This is a genomic window from Streptomyces sp. DH12 (genome assembly GCF_020873895.1).
Taxonomy (GTDB): Bacteria; Actinomycetota; Actinomycetes; order Streptomycetales; family Streptomycetaceae; genus Streptomyces.
Map to the genome: position 1 here is coordinate 1 of NZ_JAHWGT010000945.1, position 466 is coordinate 466.

At 72.7% G+C, this 466-nt stretch carries 1 protein-coding gene and 1 pseudogene; both read left to right on the plus strand.

Annotated features, from left to right (window positions below):
• The first annotated feature begins 160 nt into the window (after positions 1–160).
• On the plus strand, positions 161–340 hold the full coding sequence (locus tag LPA54_RS37895; RefSeq protein WP_228918865.1) for a hypothetical protein: 180 nt from the start codon (positions 161–163) through the stop codon (positions 338–340).
• A pseudogene (locus tag LPA54_RS37900) lies at positions 337–466 on the plus strand (phosphoadenylyl-sulfate reductase); the annotation flags it as partial. The gene LPA54_RS37895 and the pseudogene LPA54_RS37900, both read left to right, overlap by 4 nt.

Genomic DNA, 466 nt, shown 5'->3' on the forward strand with positions numbered 1-466 from the left:
GCCTGGAGGCCGGCTTCGGCCGCAAGGTGCGCGGCCTGAAGGTCACCGCGGACGAACTGCCGGACTACGTGGAGCGGGTGCTGAAGCGTTTCCAGGAGGAGCGCGAGGACGGCGAGCGATTCGCGTCCTGGGCCACCCGCGCCTCCGAGGAGGCCCTGTCGTGAGCGAGCGGGCGGCGCCGTTCTACTGCCCCTACTGCGGCGACGAGGATCTGCGCCCCAGTGAGGAGGGGCACGGCGCCTGGGAGTGCGCGGCCTGCAACCGCGCCTTCCGGCTGACGTTCCTCGGGCTGCTGGCCCGGGGTCTGGACCGATCCGACACGGGAGGGGACCCGGTATGACGGCCGTTTCGGACGAGCGCGGCACCGTCGAGTTGCGGGAACTGGCCGAGCAGGCGGGCCGGGACCTGGAGGACGCCTCCGCGCTGGAGATCCTCACCTGGGCCGCCGAGACCTTCGGCAGGCGCT